The sequence below is a fragment of the Streptomyces thermocarboxydovorans genome (assembly GCF_039524635.1).
GTDB lineage: Bacteria > Actinomycetota > Actinomycetes > Streptomycetales > Streptomycetaceae > Streptomyces > Streptomyces thermocarboxydovorans.
Genome location: NZ_BAAAGU010000014.1, coordinates 43833 through 50459 on the forward strand (window position 1 = coordinate 43833; position 6627 = coordinate 50459).

The 6627-nt window shown below is 75.1% G+C and carries 7 protein-coding genes and 1 pseudogene; 1 reads left to right on the forward strand and 7 read right to left on the reverse strand.

What is annotated here, in order from left to right:
* Positions 1-639, reverse strand: coding sequence for an O-methyltransferase (locus tag ABD198_RS08820; protein WP_343999170.1), 639 nt, complete (start codon positions 637-639; stop codon positions 1-3).
* 169 nt (positions 640-808) lie between these two features.
* Here ABD198_RS08820 and ABD198_RS08825 point away from each other — a divergent pair, with 169 nt between their 5' ends.
* Complete coding sequence (locus tag ABD198_RS08825; RefSeq protein WP_343999171.1) at positions 809-1684, forward strand: ATP-grasp domain-containing protein; 876 nt, start codon at positions 809-811, stop codon at positions 1682-1684.
* Here the strand turns inward: ABD198_RS08825 and ABD198_RS08830 are convergent.
* The 6 genes and pseudogenes from ABD198_RS08830 to ABD198_RS08855 all read right to left on the reverse strand — a co-directional run bounded on the left by ABD198_RS08830 (position 1662) and on the right by ABD198_RS08855 (position 6416).
* On the reverse strand, positions 1662-2264 hold the full coding sequence (locus ABD198_RS08830; protein WP_343999173.1) for a hypothetical protein: 603 nt from the start codon (positions 2262-2264) through the stop codon (positions 1662-1664). The two genes, ABD198_RS08825 and ABD198_RS08830, sit on opposite strands and share 23 nt — an antisense overlap.
* Positions 2239-3075 (reverse strand): FkbM family methyltransferase, encoded by an 837-nt coding sequence (locus ABD198_RS08835; protein WP_343999175.1) that lies wholly within the window; start codon positions 3073-3075, stop codon positions 2239-2241. Before ABD198_RS08835 ends, ABD198_RS08830 begins: the two co-directional genes overlap by 26 nt.
* A 92-nt stretch (positions 3076-3167) precedes the next feature.
* A pseudogene (locus ABD198_RS08840) lies at positions 3168-3377 on the reverse strand (Trm112 family protein); the annotation flags it as partial.
* Positions 3374-4291, reverse strand: a complete 918-nt coding sequence (locus tag ABD198_RS08845; protein ID WP_343999289.1) for a hypothetical protein — start codon at positions 4289-4291, stop codon at positions 3374-3376. The gene ABD198_RS08845 and the pseudogene ABD198_RS08840, both read right to left, overlap by 4 nt.
* A gap of 28 nt (positions 4292-4319) precedes the next feature.
* A complete protein-coding gene (locus tag ABD198_RS08850) occupies positions 4320-5057 on the reverse strand; it encodes a class I SAM-dependent methyltransferase (protein WP_343999178.1) in 738 nt (245 codons plus the stop codon).
* Positions 5058-6416, reverse strand: coding sequence for a condensation protein (locus ABD198_RS08855; RefSeq protein ID WP_343999180.1), 1359 nt, complete (start codon positions 6414-6416; stop codon positions 5058-5060). It lies immediately after the preceding gene.
* Positions 6417-6627 lie beyond the last annotated feature (211 nt).

Sequence of the window (6627 nt, forward strand, 5' to 3'; positions counted from 1 at the left end):
TCAGGCTCCTCGGGGTGCGTGGCCGGTCGCCGCACCGCCTCGGCGGCGCGTACCGACCAGTGTGGCCAGGTCCTTGGCGAGCGGCAGCTCCACCGCATGCAGGTCGGGGTGCTCCAGCCAGTGCAGCCGGGGATGATCGACCTCGCCGTCCAGCAGCGGCGGCCACCCGGTGGCCGGGGTGAAGTCGTCGATGACGATCCGCCCGCCCGGCCGCAGCAGCCGGGCCGGCTCGGCCGGGGTGTCACCGGCCCGCTTGGCGTTCCCGCCGCCGTCCAGCACCAGCAGGTCGTACGGGGCGCGCTCCTCGATCCGGCGCCAGTCACCGGTGAGGATCTCGACCTCGGGGACGTCGGCGAACACCTCCGCCGCGACCCGGGCCCGGTCGGGATCCAGCTCGACACTGACGAGCCGCACGCCCGCCCGCGCCCCCGAGGCCAGCCAGGCCAGCCCCACGCCGCAGCCCGTGCCGGTCTCCCCGATCACCCCCTGCGCCCCGGCGGCCAGCGCCTGCAGCAGCCGCCCCTGCTCGGGACGGCAGGACTTGCCGAACCCGTGCGCCCGAGCGGCGGCCACGGCACGGGAGACCAACGGCGGCAACTGCTCCTCGGAGTCGTATGCGTCCGTTCCTGAGCGTGACATGGCATTGATCCTGCCCGGCCCACAGTGCGGACGACACCGCTCCCTGCTGTGACATAGGCCCCTCTCGGTCACCGCCCGATCGGGGGCCGGGGCACGCGCTGTCCCGGTTCCCGGGGGGCGTTGTTAGCCTGCGGCGATCTGGTGGTGCTGTGGGAGAGGGAGAGGTGTCGTGGGGCGGATAGCGCTCGTGACCTGCCGGCCGGGGCCGGAGGTGGCGGAGGACCGGGATCTGCCGGGGCTGGTGCGGGCGCTGGGGGCGGCCGGGGCCGAGGCTGTGGCGGTGGCGTGGGACGAGGAGGGGGTCGAGTGGGGGAGTTTTGATCTGGCCGTCATCCGGTCGACGTGGGACTACAGCTGGCGGGCGGCGGAGTTCGTCGCGTGGGCCGAGCGGTGCGGGAGGGCGACGCGGCTGGCCAATCCGGCGGACGTGGTGCGGTGGAACGCCGACAAGCGCTACCTGGGGGAGCTGGGGGCGGCCGGGGTGCCGGTGGTGGAGACCCGCTATGTGGCGGCGGGGGAGCCGGTCGAGCTGCCCGAGGAGGGGGAGTTCGTCGTCAAGCCGACGTCGGGGGCGGGGGCGCGGCTCGCTGCTCGTTACACGCCGGAGGAGCACGAGGTCGCCGTGCGGCACATTCGGCGGATGCATGCCGAGGGGTTCACGGCGATGGTGCAGCCGTATGTGCGCAGCGTCGATACGGCGGGGGAGCGGGCGTTGCAGTTCTTCGGCGGGAGTCTGCTGCACGCCAGTCGCAAGGGGGCGGTGCTGGCGCCCGGTACTCCCTACGACGCCCGCAAGACGGCTCATCCGGGTCTGACGCCGTGGACGCCGACGGAGGACGAACTCACGGTGGCGGAGCGGGCGTTGGGGGCCGTGCCTGGTGCGCCCGAGCTGCTGTACGCGCGGGTGGATCTGGTGGACGGTGACGACGGGCGGCCGCGGGTGATGGAGCTGGAGCTGGTGGAGCCGGATCTGTTCCTGTCGCTGCATCCGGAGTCGGTGCCGCGGGTGGTGGATGCGATACTCAAGGCCGCGGCTGCGGGCTGATCGCGGTGCGCTGGAGCAGGCCCCAGGTGAATTCGGCGGTCACCTGGTGGGGCACGCCTTCCGCGTCCGGTGCGGTGAAGGCGAGGGCCCAGCGGGTGGGGGCGGAGCCCTGGAGGGGGCGGGCCGGGGCGAAGGCGCGGGCGGCCTCGTCGACCGTGCAGGACCAGGGAGTGAGGTCCGCCAGCGTGCGCAGCGCGGGCGGCTCGGCGTGCGGGGCGCGGACCAGCCATGCGTTCCACACCGTGCCGCCGGGAGCGGTCAGCATCTCGAAGCGCAGGTCCGGCCAGAGCGGCAGCGGCCACAGCCAGGCCTCGCAGTCCAGGTCGCCGACCCGGCGCGGGGTGTGCGACTCCGGTGCGCCCAGCACCGAGCGGTAGCGGGCGAGCGCCGGGCGGGAGCGGGGCGAGCGGACCATCGCCTGCCAGCGCTTGTTGGCCTCCCGCATCCGGGCGCGGGACACCCCCAGCTCACGGCGGGCGTCCTCCACCAGGTCCGGGTTGTGGTCTGCCATGCGGCGCAGCAGCACGAGCTGGAAGTCCAGCCGGCCGAAGGGTTCAGCGGGGTGTTCTCCTGTGGGCACGGGCACTATCGTCCCGCACCGGGAACTCCCCGGGGCGCCGGCCGTCCGGCAGGAACAGCACCGAGTTGACGTAGCGGGGGCCGCGCAGGACGCCGTAGGGCAGGACCCGGCGGAGCAGGCCGCGGGTGACCACGTAGGACGCCTCGGCCTGGTGGGCCTCCAGCGGGAAGCGGGACAGCGGGAGCCAGGTGTCGCCGGGCAGCACCCAGCCGTCGTAGCCGAGCAGCGACAGATACGTCACCACGGGCGCGACGGGCTGGATGCGGGACTCCAGCTCGATGAAGAGGGCCGGCCGGTCGCGGGCCAGCAGGCCGGTCGCCCCGCGCAGCACCGCCGGCTCGCTGCCGTCCACGTCGATCTTGATGAAGCCGACGTTCTTCAGGCCCAGTTCGTCCAGGGTGACGCAGCTGACGTCCAGGGCCCGGCCGTGGATGTCCCGGCGGACCAGCGACGACACCCCGCGGTCGCCGCCGTCGTCCGAGGGCAGCCACAGGCGGGCGATGCCGGGACGGTCGGAGGCGGCGGCGCGCACCACCCGTACATTGCGCGGGGAGGTGGTGGCGAGCAGCCGGGCCAGGTGCGGCACCGGTTCGACGGTCACCACCCGGCGGGCGCGCCCGGCCAGCCGGCGCGTCCAGGGGCCGTACCAGCCGCCGACGTCCACCGCCGTGTCGCAGTCGGGCGGGCACAGGTCGGCGAGCCGTGCCAGCTCCGGCTCGAAGCGGGGGTAGACGGCACGGGCCGCGGCGGCGACGACCCGGGTGGGCAGGAAGGACGCCACGCGGGCCGCGAGGGTCCGGTGTCCGGTCATGGGGTGGGGTCCTCCGGTTCGTCCGGATCCGGCGCCCCGCCTTCGCCCGGCGCCTCGCCGTCGTCCGGCGCCCCGGAGTGGACGGGCTCCTCCGGGCCGAGGAGCGTCAGCAGCTCCTCGTGCTCCTCCTCCGAGAGCTGCTCGCCGGAGGACGGCAGCAGCTGCGGGATGCCGTCGAGGATCGGATAGCGGCGGCGCAGCCGCGGGTTGTACAGCGCCTCCCGCTCGCCGGGCACCAGGCGCAGCGGGCCCTTGTCGAGCGGACAGGCCAGGATCTTCAGCAGCGGGTCGTCGGGTTTCACGGCGGGGCCAGCTCCTTCGCGCCGGTCGGGGAGGGTGGGGCGGCGGTGTCGTGTTTCGGCATGGCGAGGAGCACGGCCACCGCGAGGACGATGCCGGCGACGCGCAGGGCCAGCCGCAGCGGCTCGTCGGGCAGCTCCTCGCCGAACGCCAGGGTGCCGAGCACCGCCGTGTACAGGCAGGTCACGGTCGTGCACACCGGCACGATCAGCGAGGCCCGGCAGCGCTGCAGCGCCGCCTGCGACATCACCAGTCCGAACGCGCCGGTGAACATCAGCAGATAGGGGTAGGGGGAGCGCAGCAGACCGAGCAGCGCACCGCCGAGGCCGCCGCTGGTCAGATGGCTGGAGACGCCCTTGATGGCGAGCGAGCTGACGCCGTAGAGCAGGCCCACGGCCACGCCGTACTCCACGCCGGTGGTGGGCAGCCGGTGCCGGTGCCGGGCGTTGCGCTCGGCCGAGCCGTAGAGCCACACCCCGGCCGCCAGCGACGGCACGCACACCAGCAGCACCAGCGGATACGGCGCCTCGCGGCCGACGGTGTCGGCGCCCGGCCCGCCCTCGCGCAGCGACAGCACCACCATCAGCAGCGCCAGCAGGATCGCGGCGAGCGCGTACCGCTCCCGGCCGCTGGTGCGCTCCCCGAGCAGCCGCGCCGACAGCAGTACGAGCAGCACGAGCCCGGAGACGAAGATGCCCTGCGCGGCGGCGATCGGCAGGGTTGCGTACACCGCCAGCTGGGCGCCGAAACCGGCGGCGAGGGCCAGGGAGCCGCCGATCCACAGGGGGCTGCCCAGCACCAGCCGCAGCAGCCGCGCCGGCTGACGGATCGTTACTGCCGGCAGTTTGGCGAGCGCCCGCTTCTCCAGGACGAACCCGCCGCTGTACAGGACGTTCGCCAACAGGGCCGCGGCCACTCCCCACCACATGCTCGCCCTCCCCCCTTCACGTCCTTCGCGCGTGCAGCAGCAGAATCGACGCGAGCGACGGCCTGGCGCAGGCCAGCCGGTCCAGCGGGCGCAGCGGGCGCGGCACCCCATGGAAGGGCGCACCCTGAAGCCGTACGACGGTGAACCCGGAGGCGGCGACGAACTCCCGCAGCGCGCGGGCGGTGTACAGCCGCAGATGCCCGACCACCTCGGTGCCCGGCCGGCCGTGGATGCCGCGCAGGCTGACCTCGGAGAACACCGGCTGCACCCCCGCCAGCAGCAGCGCCCGGTTGTACCAGGCGGCGAGGTTCGGGGTGGACAGCATCAGATGACCGCCGGGACGCAGCACCCGGCGCAGCTCGTCCAGTGCCGCGTCCGGGTCGACGAGATGCTCGATCACCTCGCTGAAGAGCACCGCGTCCGCCGAGGCGTCGGCGAACGGCAGCCCGCCGCCGGTCAGTTCGCCGCGCACCACGTACGGGATGCGGGTGCGGGCACGGGCCAGCGCGTCCTGGGACCAGTCGACGCCGACGATGCGGTGACCGCGCAGGAAGGGCGCGGCGGTGGCGGCGGCGCTGCCGTCGCCGCAGCCGATGTCGAGCACGGTCTTCGCACCTGACGCCCCGGCCGGTCCGAGCGCGCGGGCCAGCATGCGGGCCTGGCGGCGGCTGCGGGCCGGGCCGGAGGCGACCGGCACGGCCGGGTTCTCGTAGAAGTCGCGCAGGTCGCGGGGCGCGGGTGCGGTGACCGTCACTTAAGTCGCCTCCGTGGTGTGCAGACAGTGCTCGAACAGGTCGCGCAGATGGGCGCCGTCGCCGTGGCTGAGCAGGGACCGGGACCAGCGCAGCGCCAGATGGAGCCGGCCCGCGGTGGAGGCGGTGGTGACGGTGAGGCCACGCGGCATCCGGGCGGGCGCCGAGAACCACACGGCGTGCGCGCGGCCCGCCCGCTCACCGAAGTCCAGCGGGTACGGGACCCGGCCGATGTTGCTGAGCAGGGTGGTCGACGTCCAGGGCGCCGCCGCCCGGCGCAGCGTCCGGGTGAGGGCGGCCCGCCAGGCCACCGGCGCCCAGGGCGCGGTGAGCAGCGCGGCGCCGTGGCCGAGCTGCGGGCGCGGGAGGGACTTCAGCGCGCGGGTGCGCAGCGCGGTACGGCGCAGCAGCTCCGGCATCTTCGTCGCGTCCAGCTCCTCGGGCGCGAACGGGACCTCGACCAGCCGGGTGCCGTTGCCGATGGGCATGGAGGCGTCACGGGGCCGGTCGTCGACCGGCATGGTGATCCGCAGCGGCCGCGGCCTGGCGCCGTGCTCCCGGTTCCAGTGGGCGATCGTCAGGGCCGTGGTCACCATCAGCTGGTCGTTGACCGTGTACGGCGCGCCCTTCGGCCGGTGTGGCAGCGGCAGCTCGGTGACCAGCATCCCGTTCCCGGGCGACGGCTCGGGCGTGCCGTGGGCGACCCGCGCGGGCAGCGCCCAGTTGGAGGGCAGGCCCGCCGGCGCCTGCGGTGTCTCCGGAGGCCGTACGGGCGGCGCGGCGGGCGAGTTGTCCCGCCCGCCGTACAGCTCGGCGGCGGTGGCGAGGACCCGCAGGCAGGCGGGGCCGTCGAGGGCGGTGTGGTTGATGGTGAGGAACAGCACCGTTCCGCCGGAGCCGGCGGCGGGTGCCTGCGGGCGGGGGCGGAGGCCGCCGCGGCCCGCGCCCACCTCGGCGCCCACCGCGTCGCTCGCCTCGCTGCCCTCCGCCGCGTGGGCGCCCGCCACCACCTCCAGGCGGATCGGCGGCGAGACGGTCAGCGGGGGCGCCTGGGTCAGCGCCCGGGTGCGCGCGTCGCGCAGGGCGTCGGGCCCCGGCGGCGGGAAGGCCACCACCTCCACATCGGGGCCCTCGGTCAGCTCCCACTCGTAGCGGCGCCGGTACCAGGGGCCCGGCGCCTCCCGCATCAGGATGCGCGGGTGCCGGCGCAGCGCCTCGGCGAACGCCTTGCGCAGCCGGGCCTCGTCCAGCGGGCCGGGCAGATGCACCTCGATGTGCACCGTCTCCGGCTCCTCCTCCTGCCGACAGTGCCGGGCGACCTCGTCGACCACCGGGAACGGGATGCGCGGGGGTGCAGTCATACGGAGCCGTCCTTCCCCGAGCCGTCCTTCCCCGAGCCGCCGTGCCCCGGGCCGCCTTGTGCCGGGCCACCCTGTCCTGGGCCGCCGTACCCCGGCGGCTGTCCGGGCGGCGGTGGTGAGGTGTGCGGCGGCGGTGAGGTGTGCGGCGGCGGTGAGGTGTGCGGCGGCGGTGAGGTGTGCGGCGGCGGTGAGGTGTGCGGCGGCGGTGAGG

Bases quoted from the DNA above. Each gene is read 5' to 3' on its own strand.
- ABD198_RS08820 (WP_343999170.1), bottom strand. From the start codon at position 639: ATGTCACGCTCAGGAACGGACGCATACGACTCCGAGGAGCAGTTGCCG.
- ABD198_RS08835 (WP_343999175.1), bottom strand. From the start codon at position 3,075: ATGACCGGACACCGGACCCTCGCGGCCCGCGTGGCGTCCTTCCTGCCC.
- ABD198_RS08855 (WP_343999180.1), bottom strand. From the start codon at position 6,416: ATGACTGCACCCCCGCGCATCCCGTTCCCGGTGGTCGACGAGGTCGCC.